General features: G+C 62.6%; 23 protein-coding genes. 10 read left to right on the top strand and 13 right to left on the bottom strand.

The window, feature by feature from the left end; genetic code table 11:
* Window positions 1–14: 14 nt before the first annotated feature.
* From O6P39_RS03660 to lnt, 4 genes are all read left to right on the top strand, one after another.
* The gene (locus tag O6P39_RS03660; protein ID WP_275610073.1) at window positions 15–1,016 is read left to right on the top strand and encodes a PhoH family protein; all 1,002 of its coding nucleotides are present in this window, start codon (window positions 15–17) and stop codon (window positions 1,014–1,016) included.
* Window positions 1,009–1,470: an rRNA maturation RNase YbeY gene (ybeY, locus tag O6P39_RS03655; protein WP_275610072.1), complete on the top strand. Its 462-nt coding sequence runs from the start codon at window positions 1,009–1,011 to the stop codon at window positions 1,468–1,470. The genes O6P39_RS03660 and ybeY overlap by 8 nt, the downstream gene beginning before the upstream one ends.
* Window positions 1,471–1,490: 20 nt before the next feature.
* Entirely contained in the window at window positions 1,491–2,330 is an 840-nt protein-coding gene (locus tag O6P39_RS03650) for an HlyC/CorC family transporter (RefSeq protein WP_275610071.1), read from the top strand.
* 218 nt (window positions 2,331–2,548) lie between these two features.
* Window positions 2,549–4,081: an apolipoprotein N-acyltransferase gene (gene lnt / locus O6P39_RS03645; RefSeq protein WP_275610070.1), complete on the top strand. Its 1,533-nt coding sequence runs from the start codon at window positions 2,549–2,551 to the stop codon at window positions 4,079–4,081.
* Between the two features lie 169 nt (window positions 4,082–4,250).
* Here lnt and O6P39_RS03640 read toward each other — a convergent pair whose 3' ends face one another.
* Together O6P39_RS03640 and O6P39_RS03635 are read right to left on the bottom strand one after the other, a co-directional pair.
* Window positions 4,251–5,012 carry an ElyC/SanA/YdcF family protein gene (locus O6P39_RS03640; protein ID WP_275610069.1) on the bottom strand — a complete coding sequence of 254 codons (762 nt, stop codon included), beginning with the start codon at window positions 5,010–5,012 and terminating at the stop codon, window positions 4,251–4,253.
* Window positions 5,013–5,057: 45 nt separating this feature from the next.
* Window positions 5,058–5,498, bottom strand: coding sequence for a hypothetical protein (locus O6P39_RS03635; protein WP_275610068.1), 441 nt, complete (start codon window positions 5,496–5,498; stop codon window positions 5,058–5,060).
* A gap of 234 nt (window positions 5,499–5,732) precedes the next feature.
* Here O6P39_RS03635 and leuS point away from each other — a divergent pair, with 234 nt between their 5' ends.
* The 3 genes from leuS to holA all read left to right on the top strand — a co-directional run bounded on the left by leuS (window position 5,733) and on the right by holA (window position 10,122).
* Window positions 5,733–8,354 carry a leucine--tRNA ligase gene (gene leuS, locus O6P39_RS03630; protein WP_275610067.1) on the top strand — a complete coding sequence of 874 codons (2,622 nt, stop codon included), beginning with the start codon at window positions 5,733–5,735 and terminating at the stop codon, window positions 8,352–8,354.
* A gap of 80 nt (window positions 8,355–8,434) precedes the next feature.
* Window positions 8,435–9,049, top strand: coding sequence for an LPS assembly lipoprotein LptE (gene lptE, locus O6P39_RS03625; RefSeq protein WP_275610066.1), 615 nt, complete (start codon window positions 8,435–8,437; stop codon window positions 9,047–9,049).
* Window positions 9,050–9,084: 35 nt separating this feature from the next.
* Entirely contained in the window at window positions 9,085–10,122 is a 1,038-nt protein-coding gene (gene holA / locus O6P39_RS03620) for a DNA polymerase III subunit delta (RefSeq protein WP_275610065.1), read from the top strand.
* Window positions 10,123–10,216: 94 nt separating this feature from the next.
* Here the strand turns inward: holA and O6P39_RS03615 are convergent, their stop codons facing one another.
* Window positions 10,217–11,446 (bottom strand): MFS transporter, encoded by a 1,230-nt coding sequence (locus tag O6P39_RS03615; RefSeq protein ID WP_275610064.1) that lies wholly within the window; start codon window positions 11,444–11,446, stop codon window positions 10,217–10,219.
* Window positions 11,447–11,700: 254 nt separating this feature from the next.
* Window positions 11,701–12,051, bottom strand: coding sequence for a YciI family protein (locus tag O6P39_RS03610; protein WP_275610063.1), 351 nt, complete (start codon window positions 12,049–12,051; stop codon window positions 11,701–11,703).
* 178 nt (window positions 12,052–12,229) lie between these two features.
* On the opposite strand from O6P39_RS03610, the gene arfA reads away from it, so the two are divergent.
* The 3 genes from arfA to O6P39_RS03595 all read left to right on the top strand — a co-directional run bounded on the left by arfA (window position 12,230) and on the right by O6P39_RS03595 (window position 14,178).
* Entirely contained in the window at window positions 12,230–12,382 is a 153-nt protein-coding gene (gene arfA / locus O6P39_RS03605; protein WP_275610062.1) for an alternative ribosome rescue factor ArfA, read from the top strand.
* Window positions 12,383–12,454: 72 nt separating this feature from the next.
* A complete protein-coding gene (locus tag O6P39_RS03600; RefSeq protein ID WP_275610061.1) occupies window positions 12,455–12,754 on the top strand; it encodes a hypothetical protein in 300 nt (99 codons plus the stop codon).
* A 164-nt stretch (window positions 12,755–12,918) separates the two neighbouring features.
* A complete protein-coding gene (locus O6P39_RS03595; protein ID WP_275610060.1) occupies window positions 12,919–14,178 on the top strand; it encodes a lytic murein transglycosylase in 1,260 nt (419 codons plus the stop codon).
* 65 nt (window positions 14,179–14,243) lie between these two features.
* On the opposite strand, the gene O6P39_RS03590 is transcribed toward O6P39_RS03595, so the two are convergent.
* The 9 genes from O6P39_RS03590 to O6P39_RS03550 form a co-directional block, all read right to left on the bottom strand.
* Window positions 14,244–14,762, bottom strand: coding sequence for a fimbrial protein (locus O6P39_RS03590; protein WP_275610059.1), 519 nt, complete (start codon window positions 14,760–14,762; stop codon window positions 14,244–14,246).
* Window positions 14,763–14,792: 30 nt separating this feature from the next.
* A complete protein-coding gene (locus tag O6P39_RS03585; protein WP_275610058.1) occupies window positions 14,793–15,782 on the bottom strand; it encodes a fimbrial protein in 990 nt (329 codons plus the stop codon).
* A gap of 134 nt (window positions 15,783–15,916) precedes the next feature.
* On the bottom strand, window positions 15,917–18,589 hold the full coding sequence (locus O6P39_RS03580; protein ID WP_275610057.1) for a fimbria/pilus outer membrane usher protein: 2,673 nt from the start codon (window positions 18,587–18,589) through the stop codon (window positions 15,917–15,919).
* 139 nt (window positions 18,590–18,728) lie between these two features.
* Window positions 18,729–19,478, bottom strand: coding sequence for a fimbria/pilus periplasmic chaperone (locus O6P39_RS03575; protein WP_275610056.1), 750 nt, complete (start codon window positions 19,476–19,478; stop codon window positions 18,729–18,731).
* 90 nt (window positions 19,479–19,568) lie between these two features.
* Window positions 19,569–20,075: a fimbrial protein gene (locus tag O6P39_RS03570; RefSeq protein WP_275610055.1), complete on the bottom strand. Its 507-nt coding sequence runs from the start codon at window positions 20,073–20,075 to the stop codon at window positions 19,569–19,571.
* 383 nt (window positions 20,076–20,458) lie between these two features.
* Complete coding sequence (gene lipA, locus O6P39_RS03565; protein WP_275610054.1) at window positions 20,459–21,454, bottom strand: lipoyl synthase; 996 nt, start codon at window positions 21,452–21,454, stop codon at window positions 20,459–20,461.
* Window positions 21,455–21,459: 5 nt separating this feature from the next.
* Window positions 21,460–22,104 carry a lipoyl(octanoyl) transferase LipB gene (gene lipB / locus O6P39_RS03560; protein ID WP_275610053.1) on the bottom strand — a complete coding sequence of 215 codons (645 nt, stop codon included), beginning with the start codon at window positions 22,102–22,104 and terminating at the stop codon, window positions 21,460–21,462.
* Window positions 22,104–22,415, bottom strand: coding sequence for a DUF493 domain-containing protein (locus tag O6P39_RS03555; protein WP_275610052.1), 312 nt, complete (start codon window positions 22,413–22,415; stop codon window positions 22,104–22,106). Before O6P39_RS03555 ends, lipB begins: the two co-directional genes overlap by 1 nt.
* 190 nt (window positions 22,416–22,605) lie before the next feature.
* Window positions 22,606–23,763: a D-alanyl-D-alanine carboxypeptidase family protein gene (locus tag O6P39_RS03550; protein WP_275610051.1), complete on the bottom strand. Its 1,158-nt coding sequence runs from the start codon at window positions 23,761–23,763 to the stop codon at window positions 22,606–22,608.
* Window positions 23,764–23,778 lie beyond the last annotated feature (15 nt).

Here is a 23,778-nt window from a genome sequence, read left to right as displayed (position 1 = left end):
ACTTAGACAACACCTTGAACGCCCCTCTGGATATTCATCGTTTCATGCTCGAACCTTTCGAGGCCCGCAGCTTTGCCAACCTGTGCGGGCAGTTCGACGAGCATCTGCACCAGATCGAGAAGCGCCTCGACATCGAGATCCGCAACCGCGGCAACCAGTTCGAGCTGGTCGGTGAACCGGACCGCACCCAAGCGGCCGAAAATCTTCTGCAGCGCCTCTACCGCGAGGCCCAGAACGGCACCGAACTGACGCCCGACATGGTCCACCTGTTCCTGCAGGAATCCGGCCTGGAAGACCTGGTCAACGCCCCCGAAGCGCCCCTGGTAACGCTCAAGACCCGCAAGGCGCACATCCGTCCGCGCGGCGCCAACCAGCAGCGTTATGTGAAGGCCATCCTCGATCACGACATCAACTTCGGCATCGGCCCGGCCGGCACCGGCAAGACCTACCTCGCCGTGGCCTGCGCCGTGGACGCCCTGGAGCGTGAGCAGATCCGCCGCATCCTGCTGGTACGCCCGGCAGTCGAGGCCGGCGAGAAACTCGGCTTCCTGCCGGGCGACCTGTCGCAGAAGATCGACCCATACCTGCGCCCGCTCTACGACGCGCTGTACGAGATGCTCGGCTTCGAGACCGTGGCCAAGCTGATCGAGCGCCAGGTGATCGAAGTTGCGCCGCTGGCCTACATGCGCGGCCGCACGCTGAACAACAGCTTCATCATCCTCGACGAAAGCCAGAACACCACGATGGAACAGATGAAGATGTTCCTCACCCGCATCGGCTTCGGCTCCACCGCGGTGATCACCGGCGACGTCACCCAGGTCGACCTGCCGCGCGGTACCCGTTCAGGCCTCAAGCACGTGATGGAAGTGCTGCGCGACGTGCCCGGCATCAGCTTCACCCACTTCAAGTCCAAGGACGTCGTGCGTCACCCGCTGGTGCAGCGCATCGTCGATGCCTATGACGCCTACGAGAACCGCCTGACCGGCGTCGAAAGCCAAGGCAACAAGCATGCTTGAACTGGACCTGCAGGTCGCCTCGCAAGCGCCCGGCCTGCCGAGCGAAGCCGACTTCCGCCGCTGGTGCGAACTGGCCCTGCGCCAGCGCCAGAACGACTCGGAGCTGACCATCCGCCTGGTGGATGAAAGTGAAGGCCGCGAACTGAACAAGACCTGGCGACACAAGGACTACGCCACCAACGTACTGTCTTTCCCCGCCGACGTTCCCGACGAGCTGCTGGACATCCCGCTGCTCGGCGACCTGGTGATCTGCGCCCCGGTGGTGCAGCGCGAAGCCGCCGAACAGGGCAAATCCCTCGAGGCCCACTGGGCCCATCTCGTCATCCATGGTTGCCTGCACCTGCTCGGCTACGATCACATCGAAGATGCCGAAGCCGAGGAAATGGAAGGCCTGGAACGGGAATTGCTGGCCGAACTGGGTCACCCGGACCCGTACGCGGCCGATGAAGAATAAACGCCACTGAGCAAGGAAAGATGAGCGAAGACCGATCGAGCAATGGGCACAAGTCGTGGTTGGACAAGATCACCCAGGCTTTTGCCCATGAGCCGAGAAACCGCCAGGAGCTGCTTGAGCTGCTGCGCGAAGCCCACGACAACAAGCTGCTCGACAGCGAAGCGTTGTCCATCGTCGAAGGCGCGATTCAGGTGGCGGACCTCCAGGTCCGCGACATCATGATCCCGCGTTCGCAGATGATCACTATCAAGTCGACGCAGAAGCCCGCCGACTTCCTCCCCGCCATCATCGAAGCGGCGCACTCGCGCTACCCGGTGATCGGCGAGAGCCTGGACGACATCATGGGCGTCCTGCTGGCCAAGGATCTGCTGCCGCTGATCCTCCACGACCAGAACCACGCCTTCAACATCAGGGACCTGCTGCGCCCGGCCACCTTCGTGCCCGAGTCCAAGCGCCTGAACGTGCTGCTGCGTGAGTTCCGCGCCAACCGCAACCACATGGCCATCGTCATCGACGAATATGGCGGCGTGGCGGGCCTGGTGACCATCGAGGACGTGCTGGAGCAGATCGTCGGCGACATCGAGGACGAGCACGACGTCGAGGAAGACAGCTACATCAAGCCGTTGCCCAGCGGCGACTTCATCGTCAAGGCGCTGACCCCGGTGGAAGCCTTCAACGATTTCTTCGGCGCGGAATTCTCCGACGAGGAGTTCGACACCGTTGGCGGCGTGGTGATGAGTGCCTTCGGCCACCTGCCCAAGCGCAACGAGACCACCGAACTGGGCGGCTTCCGCTTCCGCGTGCTCAACGCGGACAGCCGCCGCCTGCACCTGCTGCGCCTGACCCCGCTGCAGGACTGAGCTTAGGGCGTACAACCGTTCGCGGTTGTACGCCGATGCTCGCGAACATGTCCCGCAGTGGGGCTGGTTCGCGAGCAAGCTCGCTCCTACAAATAACTCCGACGTTTCCTGCAACACCCTGCCGCAACCGGCTCATGGCTTTTGGCTTGCATCCCCATAGCCTACCGTTCGTCTCTCCATTACTCTTGCGCATCGCTTAACCGCAACAAGGATTCCCGATGCGCTGGATCACCCGCCCCGGCCTGCCAGGCCATCTGCTCGCCCTGGCCGCTGGCGCGCTCACCCCGCTGGCCCTGGCTCCGTTCGGCTACTGGCCGCTGGCGCTGCTGTCCCTCGCCCTGTTCTACCTCGGCCTACGCGGCACCACCGCCGGCTCCGCCCTGTGGCGTGGCTGGTGGTATGGCTTCGGTGCGTTCATCGCCGGCACCAGCTGGATCTACTTCAGCATCCACGACTTCGGTGGTGCCTCAGGGCCCTTGGCCGCCTTCCTGGTGATCGGCTTCAGCGCTGGGGTAGCCTTCTTCTTCGCCCTGCCCGCCTGGGCCTGGGCGCGCCTGTTCCGCCGCAACAACGCGCCAGTCAGCGACGCGCTTGCCTTCGCCGCGCTGTGGGTGGCGCTGGAGCTGTTCCGCAGCTGGTTCCTCACCGGTTTCCCCTGGCTCTACGCCGGCTACAGCCAGCTGCAAGGGCCGCTGGCGGGGCTCGCGCCCATCGGCGGCGTGTGGCTGGTGTCGTTCAGCATCGCTCTCACCGGCGCGCTGATCATCAACATCCCAGCACTCACCCAGCGCCCCGCACGCCTAGTCGCCGGCCTGATCCTGCTGATCGCCCCCTGGGCCGTCGGCATTGCCTACAAGGGCCACGCCTGGACCACCCCGGCCGGCGCCCCTCTGAAGGTCGCCGCCCTACAGGGCAACATCGCCCAGGAAATGAAGTGGGATCCGAAGGCCGTAACCCATCAGCTGGAGCTGTACCGCGACCTGACCGCCGAGCAGAACGGCGTCGACCTGATCATCTGGCCGGAAACCGCCGTGCCCGTGCTCAAGGACCAGGCCACCGGCTACCTGGCAATGATCAACGAAGTTGCCACCGCCAAGAAGGCCGCGCTCATCACCGGCGTGCCCGTACGCCAGAAGGCGGCCGAGGGCGTGCGCTACTACAACGGCATCACCGTGGTTGGCGACGGCAGCGGCGACTACCTCAAGCAGAAGCTGGTGCCCTTCGGCGAATACGTGCCCCTGCAGGACCTGCTGCGCGGCCTGATCGCCTTCTTCGACCTGCCGATGTCCGACTTCGCCCGTGGGCCGGCCGACCAGCCGCTGCTCAAGGCCAAGAGTTACAGCATCGCGCCCTACATCTGCTACGAAGTGGTCTATCCGGAGTTCGCCGCTGAACTGGCGGCGCAGAGCCAGCTGCTGCTGACCATCAGTAACGACGCCTGGTTCGGCACCTCCATCGGCCCGCTGCAACACCTGCAGATGGCACAGATGCGCGCCCTCGAAGCCGGCCGCTGGATGGTGCGCGGCACCAACAACGGCGTGACCGCGCTGATCGACCCGTTCGGCAAGCTGGCGGTGCAGATCCCGCAGTTCCAGCAAGGCGTGCTGCACGGCGAAGTGGTACCGATGCAGGGCCTGACGCCCTATCTCAAGTGGCGCGTCTGGCCGCTGGTGATCCTGGGTTCGGTGCTGCTGGTATGGGCACTGGTGCGGCGGAAGACGCATCCAGAAGAGCGCCGCCTGTTCCGCTGACCGCACAAAGAAAGGGCCTCGTGAGAGGCCCTTTTCCTTAGTGAAGTCAGAAGCTCACCCGAACGCAGGGCGAACAACCGTTCGCGGTTGTTCGCCGATACACCCGGCCCCTCGACCGGCTCCGTGGCTGAGCCCGGAGCGATCTGAAACCAAGGCCAATCGGCGTGCCCTATCGATAAAACACCCGGTAACCCACCAACCCGATCGCCTCGTTGAGCAACTGCTCGCTCTGCCAGATGGCGCGCCCTTCCGGCAGCCAGCCGCCCAGCGGCCGGGCGTTGTCCACGCCGATATAGCCAACCGGCGCCGGAACCACCTCGAAACCCGCCTTCTCGAAGCTCCACATCGCGCGCGGCATGTGCGCCGCCTGGGTCACCAGAACCACGCGCCGGATGCCGGCCTCACGCAGGATAGGCGCGCTGAGCTGGGCATTCTCCCAGGTCGTGCGGCTCGCCCCTTCCTGCCAGCGCACCTCGACGCCGTAGTCGTCGCTCAGGCTGCGGGCCATGATGTCGGCCTCCGTGGGCGGCGTTCCGTAGTGCAGGCCGCCAGAAGTCAGCACCGGCAAGCCGCTGGCCTTGGCCAGGCGGGCGGCGTAGCGCAACCGTTCGCGGGCCATCAGGCCGGGCTGGTCCTCGTCCCAGGCGCGGTCGCCGCGCACCCGGCCGGCCCCCAGCACCACGATGGCGTCGGCGCGCTGCGCCAGCCCAGCCCAGTCCGCCTGTTTCAGCGGCGCCTGCTGCTCCAGCTGGCGCGCGCCCCACTCCACGGTCACCGGCAGGCTCATCGCCAACAGGCCAAGAAAGCCGGTGAAGAAGCACAGGACCGAGAAACGGGGAAAACGTCGGCGCAGGACAAAGGCCAGGAGCAGCAGCAGAAGCAGCAGTCCTGGCGGCATCAGAATCTGTTTGAGAACGTAGCGAAGCGGCATTGGCGACTCCTTGTCGAGCGCCAAGCCTAACGGATCACCGCGCGATCAGCGCGCCTTTGCGTTGCGGAACAACTGGGAACCGCAGGACGTGCAAGGCAGCACGCCCTGGCTACGACTCCAGGCCACCGGCGTGCCGCACAACGCGCATTGCAGCTGCTGCGGATGCGGACGCCCTATCAGCCGTGGGCGGCTGCTGGGCGGCGTGACGTGGCGCGGCGGGCGGGATGTCCGTGCCGGCCCCTGTTCCAGTAGCGCCAACTCCTCTGCGGCAGCATGCCAGCCGCGCAGCCAGTTCACATCCTGATCGAGATAGGCACGGATCAGCTGCATTTCCGCACTGCTCAGGCCGCGCAGCTCCAGCTCGACCGGGCATTCGTCTCGTAAACGTTCAGCGGTATCGGCCTCATCCAGAGCCAGCGCCAGTCGTTGCAACAACCGTTCATACAGACCGGAACCCGAAGCACTTGCGCGATGCAACTCAGCCATCAGTCACCTCAAGACAGGCGGAAACCTCCCGCCCTCAGCCAAAGCTTAGCGGCCCACCCTGCGCCACACCGAGCGTGCGACAAACGGCGCGGGCTACCGGCTCGGGTGGGGGTCATGTATGCTACGAGGCTTTCTGTAGCCGCCCGGCCCATGTCTTCTCAGGGGTCGGTGAGCGGAGGGCCACTCGACCTCCCCGGCCGCACACTTCTTTTCCGTACAGGTTCAAATCGCGCCATGCACGAGCAATATCAGCCTCTCGAGATCGAATCCCAGGCCCAGAAGTTCTGGAACGAACACAACTCCTTCCGCGTCGACGAAGTCGCCGGCAAGGAGAAGTTCTACTGCCTGTCGATGTTCCCGTATCCGAGCGGCAAGCTACACATGGGGCACGTGCGCAACTACACCATCGGTGACGTGATCAGCCGCTATCACCGTATGCAGGGCAAGAACGTCCTGCAGCCGATGGGCTGGGACGCGTTCGGCATGCCGGCGGAAAACGCCGCGATGAAGAACAACGTCGCGCCGGCAGCCTGGACCTACGACAACATCGCCTACATGAAGTCCCAGCTCAACAGCCTGGGTCTGGCGATCGACTGGTCCCGCGAAGTCACCACCTGCAAGCCGGACTACTACCGCTGGGAACAGTGGCTGTTCACCCGCCTGTTCGAGAAAGGCGTGATCTACCGCAAGAACGGCACCGTGAACTGGGACCCGGTGGACCAGACCGTGCTGGCCAACGAGCAGGTCATCGACGGCCGTGGCTGGCGTTCGGGCGCGCTGATCGAGAAGCGCGAAATCCCGATGTACTACTTCAAGATCACCGCTTACGCCGAAGAGCTGCTGGAAAGCCTCGACCACCTGCCGGGCTGGCCGGAACAGGTCAAGACCATGCAGCGCAACTGGATCGGCAAGTCCCGCGGCATGGAGATCGCCTTCCCCTATGACCAGGCTTCCATCGGCGAAGCCGGCCAGATGAAGGTCTTCACCACCCGTCCGGACACCCTGATGGGCGCCACCTACGTCGCCGTGGCCGCCGAGCACCACCTGGCCACCCTCGCCGCCCAGCGCGATCCGTCACTGCAGGCGTTCATCGACGAGTGCAAGCGCGGCGGCGTCGCCGAAGCCGACATCGCCACCCAGGAGAAGAAAGGCGTCGCCACTTCCCTGTTCGTCGAGCACCCGCTGACCGGCGAGAAGCTGCCGGTCTGGATCGCCAACTACGTCCTGATGACCTACGGCGAAGGCGCCGTGATGGCCGTGCCGGGCCACGACGAGCGCGACTTCGAATTCGCCAACAAGTACGCCCTGCCGATCAAGCAGGTGATCGCCCAGGTTGGCGCCGACAATGATTTCGAGCCGACCGTCTGGAAAGAGTGGTACGGCCTGAAGGACGACACCGTCGTCACTGTCAACTCTGGCAAGTACGACAGCCTCGGCTACCAGGCCGCATTCGACGCCATCGGCGCCGACCTCGCCGCCAAGGGCCTGGGCCAGGCGCGCACCCAGTTCCGCCTGCGCGACTGGGGCATCAGCCGCCAGCGCTACTGGGGCTGCCCGATCCCGATCATCCACTGCGACGCCTGCGGCGACGTACCGGTCCCGGCCGACCAGCTGCCGGTCGTCCTGCCTGAAGACGTGGTGCCGGACGGCGCCGGCTCGCCCCTGGCCAAGATGCCCGAGTTCTACTCCTGCAACTGCCCGAAATGCGGCCAGCCGGCCAAGCGCGAAACCGACACCATGGACACCTTCGTCGAGTCGTCCTGGTACTTCGCCCGCTACGCCTGCCCGCAGTTCGAAGACGGCATGCTGGACAAGAAGGCCGCGAACTACTGGCTGCCGGTTGACCAGTACATCGGCGGCATCGAGCACGCCATCCTCCACCTGCTCTACGCGCGCTTCTTCCACAAGCTGATGCGCGACGAAGGCCTGATCGACTCCGACGAGCCGTTCAAGAACCTGCTGACCCAGGGCATGGTCGTCGCCGAGACCTACTACCGCACCAACCCGAACGGCAGCAAGGACTGGTTCAACCCGGCCGACGTGGAAGTCGAGCGTGACGCCAAGGCCAAGGTCATCGGCGCGCGCCTGAAGACCGACGGCCAGCCGGTGGAAATCGGCGGCACCGAGAAGATGTCCAAGTCCAAGAACAACGGCGTGGACCCGCAGGCCATGATCGACGCCTATGGCGCCGACACCTGCCGCCTGTTCATGATGTTCGCCTCGCCGCCAGACATGAGCCTGGAGTGGTCCGACTCCGGCGTCGAAGGCGCGAGCCGCTTCCTGCGCCGCGTCTGGCGCCTGGCCCAGGCCCACGTCAACGCAGGCCCCGCCGGCGCCGTAGACAAATCCGTCCTGGACGACGCGCAGAAGGCCATCCACCGCTCCATCCACCTGGCCATCCGCCAGGCCAGCCAGGACGTGGGCCAGAACCACAAGTTCAACACCGCCATCGCCGCCGTGATGACCCTGATGAACGTACTGGAAAAGGCCCCGACCGCCACCGACGCCGACCGCGCTCTGCTGCAGGAAGGCCTGGAAAGCGTCACCCTGCTGCTCGCCCCGATCACCCCGCACATCTGCCACGTGATCTGGCAGGAGCTGGGCAAGGACGGCGCAGTGATCGACGCCAGCTGGCCGCAGGTCGACGAAGCCGCCCTGGTGCAGGACAGCCTGCAACTGGTGGTGCAGGTCAACGGCAAACTGCGCGGCCACATCGAAGTGCCCGCCAGCGCCAGCCGCGAAGAGGTGGAAGCCTCGGCGCGTGCCAACGAGAACGTACTGCGCTTCACTGACGGCCTGACCATCCGCAAGGTGATCGTGGTTCCGGGTAAGCTGGTCAACATCGTGGCCAACTAACACCAACGCTGGAAAAGACCTATTCGCCCGTGGCACCTTGGCCACGGGCACCCCGGATCAACAGGAGTGAGGGAAGCTTGATGAAACGTATCCTGACCAGCCTCGCGCTGATCGGCCTGGCCAGCGTGCTGACCGCCTGCGGTTTCCACCTGCGCGGCATGGGCGATACGAACTTTGCGCTCAAGGAAGTCGACCTGACCGCCCGCAATGCCTATGGCGAAACGGTCAAGCAGCTCCAGCAAGTGCTCGAAGGCAGCGGCGTGAAAGTCGTCTCCCGCGCGCCTTACCACGTCATCCTCGCGCGCGAAGACGTGACCAATCGTACCGTCAGCTACACCAGCTCGGCACGTAGCGCGGAAAACCAGCTGACCAACACCCTGGACTATGAAATCCGCGGTACCAACAACCTGCTGCTGATGAATGGCCAGGTGCAGGTGCGCAAGGTCTACGTACAGGACGAGAACAACCTGGTCGGCTCCGATCAGGAAGCCGCGCAGATCCGCGAAGAAATGCGCCGCGACCTGGTCCAGCAGATGGCCATGCGCCTGCAGATGATCACCCCGGCCCAGCTGGATGAGCTGCAACGCAAGGCCGATGCCAAGGCCAAGGCCGAAGCGGACGCGCAGAAAGCCGCGGAGGATGCCGCCAAGGCCCAGCCGCAGCAGTCGCCGATCGAATTCCCGAAAGCCGAGTGACAGACAGGGGCCGGACAACCGGCCCCTTTTTCATCATGAAGCTCAATCCCGGACAACTCGCCAAGCACCTGCAAGGCAACCTGGCCCCCGTCTATGTGGTCAGCGGCGACGAACCGCTGCTCTGCCAGGAAGCCTGCGACGCCATTCGCGCGGCCTGCCGCCAGCGTGACTTCGGCGAGCGCCAGGTATTCAACGCCGAAGCCAACTTCGACTGGGGCCAGCTGCTCGAAGCCGGCGCCAGCCTCTCGCTGTTCGCTGAAAAGCGCCTGATCGAGCTGCGCCTGCCATCCGGCAAGCCCGGCGACAAGGGCGCGGCTATCCTGCTGGAATACCTGCAACGCCCGCCGGAGGACACCGTCCTGCTGGTCAGCCTGCCCAAGCTCGACGGCAGCACGCAGAAGACCAAGTGGGCCAAGGCACTGATCGATGGCGACGGCGCCCAGTTCATCCAGATCTGGCCGATCGACGTGCACCAGCTGCCGCAGTGGATTCGCCAGCGCCTGTCCCAGGCGGGACTGGCCGCCAGCCAGGAAGCGGTAGACCTGATCGCCGCCCGGGTGGAAGGCAACCTGCTGGCCGCCGCCCAGGAAATCGAAAAGCTCAAGCTGCTGGCCGAAGGTCAGCAGATCGATGCCGCCACCGTCCAGGCGGCGGTGGCCGATAGTGCGCGCTTCGACGTCTTCGGCCTGATCGATGCAGCCCTCGGCGGCGAAGCGGCACATTGCTTGCGCATGCTCGAGGGCCTGCGCGGCGAGGGCGTGGAGCCCCCGGTGATTCTCTGGGCCCTGGCCCGGGAAATCCGCGTGCTCGCGGCCCTGGCGCAACAATTCAGCCAGGGTGTGCCGCTGGACAAGGCCTTCAGCCAGGCCCGCCCCCCCATCTGGGACAAACGCCGCCCACTGATGACCCGCGCCCTGCAGCGCCACACCGGCAGCCGCTGGAACCAGATGCTGCAGGATGCTCAGCTGATCGATGCGCAGATCAAGGGGCAGGCACAGGGCGATCCCTGGAGCGGTCTCGCCCGCCTCGCGCTGCTGGTCGCCGGACAGCGCATCAGCCTGCCATCGGCCTGATATCCGGTCTACGACGGGTTCGCGAGCAAGCTCACTTCTAAAGGAATGCGTACAGGCTCATCGTAGGAGCGAGCTTGCTCGCACCGCCCATCCATCAAGAATGTACCAGCGGCGCCCGACGCGACTCCCCGCCCCGATCCAGCGCCACTCCCCGTGTATCGCGCCCGGTGCTGATCAGCATGCAGATCAACACCGCCACGACTCCGGCCACAATGGCCATTGCCGTGCCATAGCTGTAGCTCTTTGCAATCTCCGCCTGCAGCGGGGCGTTCACCGAAGCGACCAGATTGCCTAGTTGGTAGACGAACCCCGGCAATACTGCCCGCGTACCCACCGGAGCGAGCTCGTTGAGGTACGCGGGAATCACACCCCAAGCTCCCTGCACCATGAACTGCATGAGGAAGGCGCCCAGACCCAGCGCCACCGCGCCATGGCTGAAGGCCCACAGCGGCAGGACTGGCAGCGCCAGCAGCGAGCCACAGATGATCGCCTTCTTCCGCCCGATACGCTCGGACAGGCTGCCAAACAGGATACCGCCCAGGATTGCAGCGATGTTATAGGCCACCGCGATCAGGCTGACCGTGTGCGGATCGAACCCGTGCTGCACCTTCAGGAAGGTCGGGTACAAGTCTTGGGTGCCATGGCTGAAGAAGTTGAAGCACGCCATCAGCAGCACCGCGTACAGGCACAGCTTCCATTGCTTGCGCAGTACCGGCCACAACGGCGTCGACTCCTTGCGCTCACGCGCCGCCTGCCAGATTGGTGACTCCGGCACCTTGAACCAAATGAACGCCACCAGCACCACCGGCAGACAGCCGAGAATAAACATCCCGCGCCACCCCAGGACTACGAAGAACAGACCGTAGACGATCGAGGCAATCAGGTAGCCGGCCGGGTAACCGGCCTGGAACAACCCTGACACCATGCCGCGGGAGCGCTCTGGGATGGTCTCCATCGCCAGTGACGACGCCACGCCCCAGATCCCCCCCATCGCCACGCCGTAAACCACGCGCAGGATGAGGAAAGTCGTCAGGTTTGGTGAGAAAGCCGAAGCCAACTCCAGCAGCGAGTAGATCAGGATGTTGATCATCAGCACCGGCCGTCGGCCGTATCGCTCGGCGGAGCGGCCGAATAGCAGCGCGCCGATAGGCCGCACCGCCAGGGTCAGCAGGATCGCCAGCGAGACCTGCGGCAGACCGACGTGAAAGGTCTGGGCGATGTCGGTGAGAACGAAGACCAGCAGGAAGAAATCGAAAGCATCCAGCGTCCAGGCGAGCACCGAAGCGATCACCACATTGCGCTGGGTCGGGGACCATTGCTGCATGAGACATCTCCAGCCGATGGCGAGGCAGTCCCTGCGCGCCGTGGCGATAGTTGGCTAGCTATTAACCTAGCTCAGCCCTTGGCTCGCCCATAGCCGTGCGCCCGAAAAGGACTGTTACAACGTTGGCGACAATCCCACAGCCTCCTTCGCCATGCGCTCGCTGTTGCCTGCACAGCAAACGCCTGGAGTTTTTCGTTTCCAGCCGATGCCCCCGAATCGCCCCGTAGTGCGCTAAGCCGGCCGGCCAATCAGCGTCATTCCCATTCCCGCACCTGCCGAACCTCCACGCAGCCCAGTCGCCCTGGCGGAATCTTCGCAGCGATGCGCTGGGCCTCTTCCATATCGGTAGCCTCGATCAGGTAAAAGCCGCCGAGCTGTTCCTTGGTCTCCGCGAAGGGACCGTCAGTGATTGCCAGCCGCTCGCCCTGACCGCGCAGGGTCCGGCCCGTGGGCGTGGGTAGCAGCGCGTTGGCGGCGATGTAGTTGCCGCTGCGTCGCAATTGCTCGCTGTAGGTCATGCATTCATCGACGATGCCGCGCAGCTCGGCCTCCGGCAATTCAGCCGCCTTGCGCTCGTCGAAGTAGATCATGCAGAGAAACTTCATCGCCCTTGTCCTCGTTCTTGTCCATTACGTCAAAAGGTACGCCGCTGCCAGAGTAGCCCCAAATGCCACCTGCCGGCCTTGGTCTGCCCATCGACTGACCAAAGGCGTTGGACATACGTGCCAAATAGGCAGAACATTCGCGCGCCGGCAAGAGGCCGGTCTCGATGAGGACATCATGATGGCAAAGCACTCCAAACGGCCGAACAAGGCCAAATCCCTGGTCGCGCAACCGCTGTTCCGCAGCCGCCAGGAAAAGCCCCTCAAAGGCAAAGGCAGCTACCGCCGCGAAGCCTCCCACAATTGGGAGGCTTCTTCGCTTCTGGCGGCCTGAAAACGTCAGAAAACCTGAACCCTCCGCACCCTTTAGCTTTCAACCGGACAGCCAAGCCAAGGAGGTCCGCACATGAAAGCGCCCCTGATCGTCGCCATCCTCGCCCTACCCTTCAGCCTATCCGCCCATGCGTTCTGCTCCGATCAGGAAGCCGAAGCCAAGGGCAGGCAAGTCGCCGCCAAGGTCACCGAAGTCACCCGCAGCGATCCCCAGCGTGCGCAGAAGCTCAACGAAAAACTCGCGGAAATGAAGAAATCTCGCTCCAGCGAGCAACGCCCGGACGACTGCGCCGCCTATGACGATATGCTCAAGGAACTGGACCAGAGTGCGCCCAAGGTCGATCAGGAAAACGGAACCCAGCCCAAGCAATAGCGGCTTGGCCACCCCCGTGCCGCCCGGCGGGCACTGCGCGACCTCGGGAATTTTCCTTTACCGTTGCCATCGAAGCCTGCAGACCCGTTGCTTCTGCCCAGCGCAGACGCTTCACAGTGGCCATGCTATGGTGGCCGCTCCCCTGCCAGTACTCGAGGAGAGCAATGCGCAAGCCCGTTCCATCTGTTGTCGGCCAACGCTGCCTGCTCGTCGCCGCTCTGTCCCTGGCCACCTTCGGCCTGCTGTCATCCTGTGCCGAGGCGCCACCCCAAGGCACGCCTGGCACCCCATTCGCCACGCAACCGACACAAAGCTTCGCCCAGTGGCGCGACGATTTCCGCAGCCAGGCCATGGCCGCCGGCATCAGCGCCCACACCTTCGATACGGCCTTCGCTGGCATCGAGCCGGATGATTCCGTGATTACCGCCGACCGCAGCCAGCCCGAGTTCACCCGCCCGATCTGGCAATACCTGGAAGGTGCCGTTTCAGCGGCGCGGGTGCGTAACGGCCAGGACCGGCTTCTGCAGAACACCGATGCGCTACAACGCATCGACAGCACCTACGGTGTCGACCGCGAAGCGGTAATGGCCATCTGGGGCATGGAGAGCAACTTCGGCCAGCAGATGGGCAGCAAGAACGTGATCCGCTCGCTGGCCACCCTGGCCTACGAAGGTCGCCGCCCGGAATTCGGCCGCGACCAGCTGATCGCCGCCCTGCAGATTCTCCAGCACGGCGACGTGCCGGCGAGCAACATGATTGGCTCCTGGGCCGGCGCAATGGGCCAGACCCAGTTCATCCCCACCACCTACAACCGCTACGCGGTGGATTTCGACGGGGACGGCCGACGCGACATCTGGGGCTCATCCAGCGACGCCCTGGCTTCGACTGCTAACTACCTGCACGCTTCGGGCTGGCAGCGTGGCCAGACCTGGGGCTTCGAAGTAAGCCTGCCCCAAGGCTTCGACTACGCCGAAGCGGACATGGGCATCCGCAAACCCATCGCCGAATGGCAGCGCCTGGGAGTGCGGCCAGTGAGCGCCAATCAGCCCATCGCGGCCACCAACGCCTCGCTGCTACTGCCGGCAGGCCATCGCGGCCCGGCCTTCCTGGTCACGGACAATTTCCGCGCCATCCTCAAGTACAACAATTCAACCTCCTACGCCCTGGCTGTCGGTCTGCTGGCTGACAGCTTCAAGGGCGGCGGACAGTTGGCGGGACAATGGCCAGTCGATGAGGCGCCACTCAGCCGGAGCGAGCGTATCGAACTTCAACAGAAGCTGATGGATCGCGGCTTCAACCCCGGTTCCGTAGACGGCATTATCGGCGCCAATACCCGGCAGGCGATTCGCGCCTTCCAGAAAACCATCAGTTGGCCGGCAGACGGTTATCCGACCCAAGCACTGCTGGACCGTCTGCGCGATTGAAAGGCGCAGAAAAAGGGCCCTGAAAGGGCCCTTTTTCACCTGGCTTATCGACGCACGCCGATAGGTCAATTGTACGTAAGGTACAGGTAGGTAAATGTCGAGAGATCCCCGCCAGTCACCGGCAGCGCCTTGGCATAGTACTTGGCTACATAGGTGAACGTCTGGCTGGTGGTAGTGAAGCTGACGCCCGGATCGTTCACCAGGTTGATGGCGGTAGTGCCATCACTCTTGAACAACTGAATCTGTGCACTGGTGCCGCTCGAGTTGGTGTTCTTCAGCGTACCGGCAGCGGCATCGACGTTCACGGCCGCGTCCCACTTCATTGTGGTGGTGGCCGTCGGGCAGTTGGTCAATACGATATCGAACGACTTCTGATTCTTGCTCAGCGCGCCCACTGCCGCAAAATCACTGCTCATGACCGAACTCAGCGGTACGTTGATCTGAGTCGGGGCGCTTCCAGTGCCTGCGATAGTGCAAGTTCCGTCGATAACCTTACCAGTAATATTGATTTGCGCGTCCGGTATTGCCGCGTATACGTTGGCGGCGCAGGAAAATATCCCAGCAGCAGCAAGAATTTTTTTCATATCAACCTCACCTTTCTTGAATTTTACGTATTAAAGATAAAGCATCGTCAATTGGACAAGCCCGACCACTTGCCCGGGCGTTACTTGCGCCGCAGTACCGGTTCTGTAATAAGCCACATTCAGGTTGATCGGCAACATTGAGTTTCCGCTGGTCGGACTGTAGCCCGCCAACGTATAGCTGGAGTCTGCAAACCTGATCGGGTTGGTTCCGGTACTATCGGTGATCCTAATTCCCACTCCACCAGCCATTCCTGGGCCGGATTGGTTGCTGAAAGTACCGTTTGTAGAACTGATGATGCTCGCTCCAATGGGCTCCAGTTCGTAGCGAATAACATTCATGCCCGATGGGCAATTCTTGACCTGGATCTGTAGCGGCTTCTTCTTAACCTCTGTCGTCGAGGCGTAGTCCCACACATACGAGTCGGCCAATTGCAGATCCACAGAGTCCACTTGGCACATCAGTACGTTGAACTGTACCGGAGATGTCATAAATTGTTTTGGGCCGCCTTGCGCCCCATAACTTCCATCCACATAAACCACCGCACGTGTTAGCTCGCCGCCAACGAGCATCCCCGCAGTGATTTGTCCATATTGAACGAGACGAATCTGTACTTGGCCACCGTTGGTTATAGCTCCATCAGCGTTACAGGCGTTATATCCATAGGGATACGTACTTGAAACCAGCCCATTCCAGCCAGCCCACCCGCAACCATTCGCATAGACATTATATTTAAGTACAAAGCCAACCCCATCCTTGCTGGTTTTCCAGACTGTGTACGTACCGCTGCCATCCGAGTAGGAAGCATTTGCGCTGGCAGGCTTAAAAACAGCAGAACCGGTATTAGAGTTATTAGAAGTATTACAATTCCACCAGTTTGTAGCGGATGGGCCCGCAACCCAACCGGTAAGGGCCGTCACTTGTGTACTATCACGAGGCACGGAGATTGCCGATGGAAAATTGAACGTATCCGGTGCTGGATTGCCACTACAGGTGGCTGCAGCCACTGCCTTGCCCGACATGAGAGCCACAATCGAACAGACAAGGATTACCCGCAGCAGCGTATCGCTGAACCACCACCTCTTCCCATATATCTCATGCAAACCCATTGAACACCTACTTCCGAATTAACAATTCAGACAATTACGATCAGTAATTAGCGCCCGGCAACTTTAGGTGCATCCAGAATCGCCCGGCAGGTCGAACTCACCTTCATGAAGGGGAGCTTGTCATCGCTCTGAGCTGGCAACGAGTAATCGATCTGGCAAGTTTGCCCGGAGCCATCCCCCCACTTGACGAACAAACGGCCCTTCGGCTCCAGGCCCCGCAGGAATATCCTGCCGCCTTGACCAACCATGGACAGATTGTTGCCTTTCGCATCCAACACTTCGGCGCCCATGGGGATGGCCTCCCCACTATCCCGCACCACCTGCATGAGGACAGGGGCACCGGTGATGGTGGAATACTTCAGCATGACCACCGAGCCATAGCGCGGCGCTGTCTGCTGGGAGGTCACCTCAAGCTCAACATCCTTGGAAGTACCCTTAGGATCCAAGTCAATGTCATTACGACGGTAGGGTGTCAGCCCGCCAACGACGGCATAGCCGTTTTTGGCAACCTTGGCACCGACGTTGGTGCTGATGGACGCACCTTCAGCCCCCTTGGCCTCGACCACGGCCATGGTTTCGCTCTGGTTCTGCGAGAAGTTGATGCCACCAGGGTGTGCGACGACCGATCCGCGAGCGCCAAGTCCTACTTGCTTGTATCCGTCACCTGTACTGAAGTTGGCGTTGTAAATAGCTTCCGGCGCGCTGTAGGAAATGTTTGCGCCGCTGTTGTAGGTGCGGTCGCCGTCATACTTGTTACCGGACCCGTAAACACCGTAGGCAATCTGGTTGTCGTCACCTGCCGAGCCGTTCAGGCTGGTCTGAATGCTGTTGTTCTTGCCGTTGGTAAAGTTGACGTTACTCGTCAGCGACATCGGATGGCGATTACCCAAACCAATGGGAACGGTCACACTCAGCATATAGGTGTTGTCGTATTCACCGTCCTGGTTGCTGGTACGTGAGGCCGATAGCGACATCGATCCCCAGTTAAAGCCCGTGTTGACGCCACCCTGGAAACTGGCATCACTGCTGCCCTTGTTCCAGTAGTTCTGCTTCGAACCACTGAAGTACAAGGAGCTGCGATCCGTAAGCGGCTGGTTGATACCTAGCTGATAACGGTTACGCTGGCGATACAGGTTGTAGTTGTTCTGGTGGTCAGTACCCCAAGCCTGGGCAAAGTCCTGGAAGCTCAGGTAGTTTTCGCTGTTGAAGCGATAGGCAGCGATAGTGAAGTTGGTATTCGTCGGTTCCAGCAGCTTGCTGTAGGTCACGCGGTAGCTCTGGCCGCTCATGTCCTTTTTCAGGCCGTACTGGCTGTCATTCAGGTCTTTGGCCTTGGACTGTGTTACGTCCGCCGCCAGGGCCCCCAGCGAAGTACTCAACGCCAGGCCCCCCTGGGCCGCCGCGTAGTCCTCAGCAACGATGCCGCCGGTATAGGCAGTCAAGTAGTTACTGATACCGTACTGGTACGTGCCCTGAGCGAAGTTGGGCTCACGATCCAGGTTGTCATCGCGATACTTGCCCGCCGTTACGCTGTACCGGGATATACCTGGGCGGACGAGCTGGTTGATCGACGCGAACGGCACCAGGAACGATTTCACGCGTCCATCGGCCTCGGTGATTTCCACCGTCAGGTCGCCGGAATATCCCGTGTTGTAAAGGTCGTTGATCTCGAACGGACCGGGAGCGACGCTGGTTTCATAAATGACGTTGTCGCCCTGCTTTACCCGCACCCGCGCATTGGTATCCGCCACGCCACGGATGTTGGGCGCGAAGCCCCGCTGAGAATCCGGCAACATGCGATCGTCGCTGGCGAGCTGCACGCCGGTGTAGGGCACGGAGTCGAACACGGCACTGTCGGTGTAATACTGACCGGCGGTGAACTGCGCCTTCAACGGTGTAACGTCACGTTGGACGTAGGTACTGATGGAGTTGTAGTTGCTTGTTGTCTTGCTTTTATCCGTTTCGTTGCGACTGTAACTACCGTTATAGCGGGCACGCCATTCGCCCAGGTTCACACCCGCGTTGATGCCCGCGTAATAGTTGGTCGAGTCGGAACCCTGGCTATCGCTCTTGTAGACGTTGGTGTCGTACATGAGGAAGCCGGCGGTTACGCCACTGTCCCACTCTGATGGGTCGACGTAACCGTGGACTTGCCGGCCCAGATACAGTTGCGGCACAGAGATGCTGGCGGAGAGTTCGGAGAGGTCCACATCGAGCTTGCCCGAAGGGACGACCGCATTGAAATCAACGCAGTCACCGGTAATCAACTTCTGCTTTTCTGGCGGAAGCTTGCTGACATCGACGCCCAGTTCGGCGAACTGGGAGCTCTTGATGCAATAGGTCGAGGTGGCGTCCCGGCCGCTACCTTCAGACACCGCGCGTACCGGCATCCGTCCCACCCAGGACTGGTTGACGTAGATGTCCAGGCGATAGACGCCGGGCTCGACGGGTGTCCCTTTCTCGAAACGGGAAACGTCCACGCTCGGCACGCTGCCGCCATGGTCGAAGAAGCTCGGGTTGAATTCAGCGACCTCCAGGGAGCTGGAACTCCGCTTTACGGCAGGCGCGTCATCCGCCAGGGCGGAGGCCACGCCAAAAGCGAGCAAGACTCCGTACAGCAGACAACATCCCATGGCGACAGGGAGCCAAGTCGACCCCATGGCGATCGCTGCCGCCAATGGGGTACGTTGCTGGGTGAAGGGGCCTTGCGTGATATCCATAATCGTTTTCTCTGTTGATCCGTCTTCTTGCGGACGAGCAAGTCCACACCCGGACGAAGGCTGGGTGTGCAGGGTGGAAACGCATTTGGTTCGCTAGGGCCGCCAGCCGGCGCTTGGCTCAACTGGCGGAATCAGGCGGTCAGAGCTTGGCTTCAACCTTCTGCGGGGAACCCCAGTCGTTCACCCATTGGTAGTCGACTTGGGTTCCAGCACCGGGTGCGGTATTCAGCCCTTGAACCGGGAAGGTCTCGCTGGCACCGGGAGCGACCATCTTCACGTCCTCAGGCTTGACCTGATACGACCTGCCATTGGCCTGCACAGTGATGGTCGAGAGCGAGACGTGGAAGGCACCGCCGTTCGTGGCGCGCACGGCATAGCCGCCGCCTGTCTGGACCACTGACCATTTCAGGCCCTGGGCCGATTCAGCCGGGGAGCCGGGTAGGCCGTCAGGGCGATAGAAGATCTTGAGGCGCGAACGGACTGCCACCTGGAGGAAGTTGGCTTCCTTGTCCTTGGGCATGGGCGGAACGTCGAGCACGTTCAGCCAGAAAACGGTTTCCTGCTTCTTGGAAGCAGCGTCATCGCCGGTGTAGACCAGGCGCAGCGCCTGCCCTTTCTTCGGCTCCACCCGGGTAATGGGTGGCGTGATGAGGAACGGGCCATCGGCCTTGTCGGGCGTCAGCTTGGAATTGCCTTTGTCGACCCAGGCTTGAACGAGTGACGGCTCTTCTGCGTTATTGGTCATCTTGACCGTCACTTCTCTGTCCTTGGCGGGGTAAACAACGCGGGAGCCAGTGATCACGATGCCAGCACTGACCATGCTGGACCACAGGACGACTGCGCCCATGCAGCCGGCAAACCACAGGGATCTGGAAGAGAGCTTGAACATCACACACCAACCTTTGAGAAGGGACGTCGGGAGCGAAGCGCTCCCGACGGGTATTGCAGCCACCCGATGCGGCACAGCGGCCGCACGACCTTAGTAGGTCAGGGTGATGTAGCCGTAGGTGTTGACCAGACCGGTAGTGGCCGGCAGCACGTTGGCGTAGTACTGGCCGTAGTAGCTCACGGTGGCGCTGTTGGAAGCGTCCAGCGTCACTGGGAAGCCAGCGTCGTTGTTCAGGTCGATCACCTGCTGGGCCTGGTTCAGAACCTGGACCTGGACGTTGGAACCGCCAGTGGACAGGTTCTTCAGGGCGCCAGTGGTCAGGTCAACGTTCGGCAGCGGCTCCCAACGCAGAGTCGGGGCAGCGGTGCAGTCGGTCAGGGTCAGGTCGAACTTCTTCGCGCCGGAAACTCGGGAGTTGACAGAGAAGGAGGTCGCACCGACCTTCGGCAGGGTGACAGCGACGTCGACCATCGGGTCGGAACCATTGATCTTGCAGGTCTGGTCAACCACTTCGCCGTCGAAGGTGACTTTGACGTCAGCGGCGTAAGCACTGATGGAAGCAGCGGAGACCAGGGCAGCTACGAGCAGCTTTTTCATTTGAATTTCTCAGCAGTGTTCTGGGAGGCCGGGGGTGCTCCTTCCAGGGAGTCGAGCCACATCGTTGTTCCCCCGTGGCACATGTCGCTCCCCGTTGGATGGGGGCTCGCGACACGGGCCATTTTCCGGACTGGAGAACCTGGGCGATGTCGGCTCACTCTTCATGGCCTATCAGAATTTTCTTGTTCGAAGCGAATCGAGCTGAAATTCAAAGATTTCAGTATTTCCGGGGGCATTGATGATTAGCGATGGCCTCGCGCGATATGAACCGTTATGTGGAGGGGCGAAGCGCGGCGGGCAGTTCAGCGATGCCGATGCTGGGCTGAGATAAAACAAAAGGCCGCGTCCCTGGCGGGAGGCGGCCTTGTTTGGAACAGGCTCGATCAGCCGATCTTGTGCCCGTGCGCCTGCTGGTCGGCATGGTACGAGGAACGCACCAGCGGGCCGGAAGCGACGTTCTTGAAGCCCATCTTCGCGCCTTCCTCGGCGAACCAGGCGAAGGTATCCGGGTGGACGAAGCGCTGCACCGGCAGGTGGTTGCGCGAGGGCTGCAGGTACTGGCCGAGGGTGAGCATGTCGATGTCGTGCTCACGCATACGCTGCATGACTTCGATGACTTCCTCGTCGGTTTCGCCCAGGCCGAGCATCAGGCCGGACTTGGTCGGTACGTGGGGGACCATCTGCTTGAACTTCTGCAGCAGGTCCAGCGACCACTCGAAGTCGGAACCCGGACGCGAGGACTTGTACAGGCGCGGCACGGTTTCCAGGTTGTGGTTGAACACATCCGGCGGCTCGTTGGCGGTGATTTCCAGGGCGATATCCATGCGGCCGCGGTAGTCCGGGACCAGGGTTTCCAGCTGGATGCCCGGGGACAGCTTGCGGATCTCGCGCAGGCAGTCGGCGAAGTGCTGGGCGCCGCCGTCACGCAGGTCGTCGCGGTCCACCGAGGTGATCACCACGTATTTCAGGCGCAGGTCGGCGATGGCGATGGCGAGGTTCTTCGGCTCGTCGACGTCCAGCGGCTTCGGCCGGCCGTGGCCGACGTCGCAGAAGGGGCAACGGCGGGTGCAGATGTCGCCCATGATCATGAAGGTGGCGGTGCCGCCGGAGAAGCATTCGCCCAGGTTCGGGCAGGAGGCTTCCTCGCAGACGCTGTGCAGCTTGTGCTTGCGCAGCAGTTGCTTGATGCGGTCGACTTCGGGCGAAACGGGGATGCGCACGCGAATCCAGTCGGGCTTCTTCGGCAGTTCCTCGGTGGGGATGATCTTCACCGGAATGCGCGCGACCTTTTCCGCGCCGCGCAGCTTCACGCCGACTTCCACCTTGCCCGGCTTGGCGGCTGGGGCAGCCTGACCCGGGTTGTCCACAACAGTGCTCATCTAGGTTAGATCCCGCCCGTTAGGGTCTTCTGTGCTGCGTAGCCAAGGCGCTGGACGAGTTCGCCACGCAGGCGCTCGCGCACATCGGCCAATGCGATGGGGCCCGCCAGCTCTCGCAGCTGGGTCATGGCCATGCCTGCGTAACCGCAGGGATTGATGCGTCGAAAGGGTTCCAGGTCCATGTCCACGTTCAGCGCCAGGCCATGGAAGGAGCGGCCGTTGCGGATGCGCAGGCCGAGGGATGCGATCTTCGCGCCGTCAACATAGACGCCCGGAGCATCGGGTTTGGACACAGCGTTCACGCCGTAGCTGTCCAGCAGACCGATGAGGCTCTGTTCGATGCGAGAGACCAGATCGCGCACGCCGATGCCGGAACGGCGCACGTCGAGGAGCAGGTAAGCCACCAATTGGCCGGGGCCGTGGTAGGTGACCTGGCCGCCGCGGTCGACCTGAACGACCGGGATATCGCCGGGGAACAGCACATGTTCGGCCTTGCCGGCCTGCCCCTGGGTGAAGACGCGCTCGTGTTCGAGCAGCCAGACTTCGTCGGGCGTAGCGGGCTCGCGCTCGGCGGTGAAGCGCTGCATGGCGTGCCAGGTCGGCTCGTAGGGCAACATGCCCAACTCACGAAATCCCAGCGTTTCGCCCATCAGAGCACCATGTGGACGCGACCGGTGGCGCGCAGGTCTTTATGGATGTTCTGCAACTGGTCGACGCCAGTGGCGGTGATCAGCACCTGCACGGACAGGAAGCGGCCGTTGCGGCTGTCACGGGTGACCAGGGTGGTGACGTCGAGGTCGGGCGCGTGGCGCTGGATGATTTCGACGACCAGGTCGGAGAAGCCTTCGCCGGCGTCGCCAATGACCTTGATCGGATAGCGTTCGCAGGGGAACTCGATCTTCGGCGCGGGCTGCTCGTTCCCGGAATTGAGGGGGTCGACGGTATTGGTGGTATCAGTCATGGCACTCGCGGGCGGGTGGCCCGCCTCCGCATGAGCGCCCTGGATGAGGTCGCTCCGGGTGGATCGGACGACGGCTGCCGGGCCACGGGGGGACCGCGCAGTCGCAGGCGGGCATTTTACCCGAGTTTGCGACTGCGCGTGAGGATCAATCCCGGCTTTGTATACAAAAGTACAAGGCCGGGACGGGCGGTCAGTTGAACAGGCCGTAGAAGAACAGGCGCAGGCTGTCCCAAATGCGGCGGAAGAAGCCGCCTTCTTCAACGGCGTTCAGCGCGACCAGGTCGGAGGTACGGACGACCTTGTCACCCAGCTTGACCTCGACCTTGCCGATCACCTGACCCTGCTGGATCGGGGCCATCAGGCTCGGCTCGACAACCATGTTGGCCTGCAGCTGCTTGAGCTGGCCGCGCGGTACGGTCATGGTCAGGTCTTCGGCCAGGCCGGCTTTGACTTCGTGCTCGGAGCCCTTCCAGACCATGGCCTTGGTCAGCTCGGCGCCCTTCTTGTAGAAGGTCTGCGATTCGAAGAAGCGGAAGCCATAGGTCAGCAGCTTCTGGGTCTCGGCGGCGCGGGCCTGTTCGCTGTTGGTGCCGAACACCACGGCGATCATGCGCTGGCCGTCACGCACGGCGGAGGCCACGAGGCAGTAGCCGGCTTCGTCGGTGTGGCCAGTCTTCAGGCCGTCGACGGTCTTGTCGCGCCACAGCAGCAGGTTGCGGTTGGGCTGCTTGATGTTGTTCCAGAAGAACTCTTTCTGCGCGTAGATGGCGTAGTGGGTCGGCTCGCCGTAGATGATGGCGCGGGCCAGGACGGCCATGTCCTTGGCGGACGAGTAGTGGTCCGGGTTGGGCAGGCCGGTGGCGTCCATGAAGTGGGAGTTGGTCATGCCCAGCTTCTGCGCGGTGGTGTTCATCATGTCGGCGAAGGCGTCTTCGCTGCCGGCGATGTGCTCGGCCAGGGCGACAGAGGCGTCGTTACCCGACTGGATAATGATGCCGTGCAGCAGGTCACTCACCGAAACTTGGGAGCCGACCTTGATGAACATGCGCGAACCGCCGGTGCGCCAGGCATGCTCGCTGACGGTGACCATGTCGGATTCGGCGATGCGGCCGCCTTCGATTTCCTTGGTGGCGATGTAGGCGGTCATCAGCTTGGTCAGGCTGGCCGGGGGCAGGCGCTCGTCGCCGGCGTTCTCGACGAGAATCTGGCCGCTGGCGCCGTCCATCAGGACCCAGGCCTTGGCCGCCAGTTGCGGCGCGGCGGGAACGACTTCAGCGGCCCAGCTGGCCACGGGGGCGCTGAGCAGCACAAGCAATGACAGGCGTTTGGCGATGTTGAAGATGTTCATCCGTTTCTCTGGGGT

Origin of the sequence: Pseudomonas sp. PSE14, from assembly GCF_029203285.1 — a bacterium.
Lineage (GTDB): Bacteria > Pseudomonadota > Gammaproteobacteria > Pseudomonadales > Pseudomonadaceae > Pseudomonas.
Note: the sequence above shows the minus strand (reverse complement) of the source record. Positions and strands in the feature narration are given on the sequence as shown.

Bases quoted from the DNA above. Each gene is read 5' to 3' on its own strand.
- ybeY (WP_275610072.1), top strand. From the start codon at position 1,009: ATGCTTGAACTGGACCTGCAGGTCGCCTCGCAAGCGCCCGGCCTGCCG.
- O6P39_RS03650 (WP_275610071.1), top strand. From the start codon at position 1,491: ATGAGCGAAGACCGATCGAGCAATGGGCACAAGTCGTGGTTGGACAAG.
- lnt (WP_275610070.1), top strand. From the start codon at position 2,549: ATGCGCTGGATCACCCGCCCCGGCCTGCCAGGCCATCTGCTCGCCCTG.
- O6P39_RS03640 (WP_275610069.1), bottom strand. From the start codon at position 5,012: ATGCCGCTTCGCTACGTTCTCAAACAGATTCTGATGCCGCCAGGACTG.
- O6P39_RS03635 (WP_275610068.1), bottom strand. From the start codon at position 5,498: ATGGCTGAGTTGCATCGCGCAAGTGCTTCGGGTTCCGGTCTGTATGAA.
- leuS (WP_275610067.1), top strand. From the start codon at position 5,733: ATGCACGAGCAATATCAGCCTCTCGAGATCGAATCCCAGGCCCAGAAG.
- lptE (WP_275610066.1), top strand. From the start codon at position 8,435: ATGAAACGTATCCTGACCAGCCTCGCGCTGATCGGCCTGGCCAGCGTG.
- holA (WP_275610065.1), top strand. From the start codon at position 9,085: ATGAAGCTCAATCCCGGACAACTCGCCAAGCACCTGCAAGGCAACCTG.
- O6P39_RS03615 (WP_275610064.1), bottom strand. From the start codon at position 11,446: ATGCAGCAATGGTCCCCGACCCAGCGCAATGTGGTGATCGCTTCGGTG.
- O6P39_RS03610 (WP_275610063.1), bottom strand. From the start codon at position 12,051: ATGAAGTTTCTCTGCATGATCTACTTCGACGAGCGCAAGGCGGCTGAA.
- arfA (WP_275610062.1), top strand. From the start codon at position 12,230: ATGGCAAAGCACTCCAAACGGCCGAACAAGGCCAAATCCCTGGTCGCG.
- O6P39_RS03600 (WP_275610061.1), top strand. From the start codon at position 12,455: ATGAAAGCGCCCCTGATCGTCGCCATCCTCGCCCTACCCTTCAGCCTA.
- O6P39_RS03595 (WP_275610060.1), top strand. From the start codon at position 12,919: ATGCGCAAGCCCGTTCCATCTGTTGTCGGCCAACGCTGCCTGCTCGTC.
- O6P39_RS03590 (WP_275610059.1), bottom strand. From the start codon at position 14,762: ATGAAAAAAATTCTTGCTGCTGCTGGGATATTTTCCTGCGCCGCCAAC.
- O6P39_RS03585 (WP_275610058.1), bottom strand. From the start codon at position 15,782: ATGTCGGGCAAGGCAGTGGCTGCAGCCACCTGTAGTGGCAATCCAGCA.
- O6P39_RS03580 (WP_275610057.1), bottom strand. From the start codon at position 18,589: ATGGATATCACGCAAGGCCCCTTCACCCAGCAACGTACCCCATTGGCG.
- O6P39_RS03575 (WP_275610056.1), bottom strand. From the start codon at position 19,478: ATGTTCAAGCTCTCTTCCAGATCCCTGTGGTTTGCCGGCTGCATGGGC.
- O6P39_RS03570 (WP_275610055.1), bottom strand. From the start codon at position 20,075: ATGAAAAAGCTGCTCGTAGCTGCCCTGGTCTCCGCTGCTTCCATCAGT.
- lipA (WP_275610054.1), bottom strand. From the start codon at position 21,454: ATGAGCACTGTTGTGGACAACCCGGGTCAGGCTGCCCCAGCCGCCAAG.
- lipB (WP_275610053.1), bottom strand. From the start codon at position 22,104: ATGGGCGAAACGCTGGGATTTCGTGAGTTGGGCATGTTGCCCTACGAG.
- O6P39_RS03555 (WP_275610052.1), bottom strand. From the start codon at position 22,415: ATGACTGATACCACCAATACCGTCGACCCCCTCAATTCCGGGAACGAG.
- O6P39_RS03550 (WP_275610051.1), bottom strand. From the start codon at position 23,763: ATGAACATCTTCAACATCGCCAAACGCCTGTCATTGCTTGTGCTGCTC.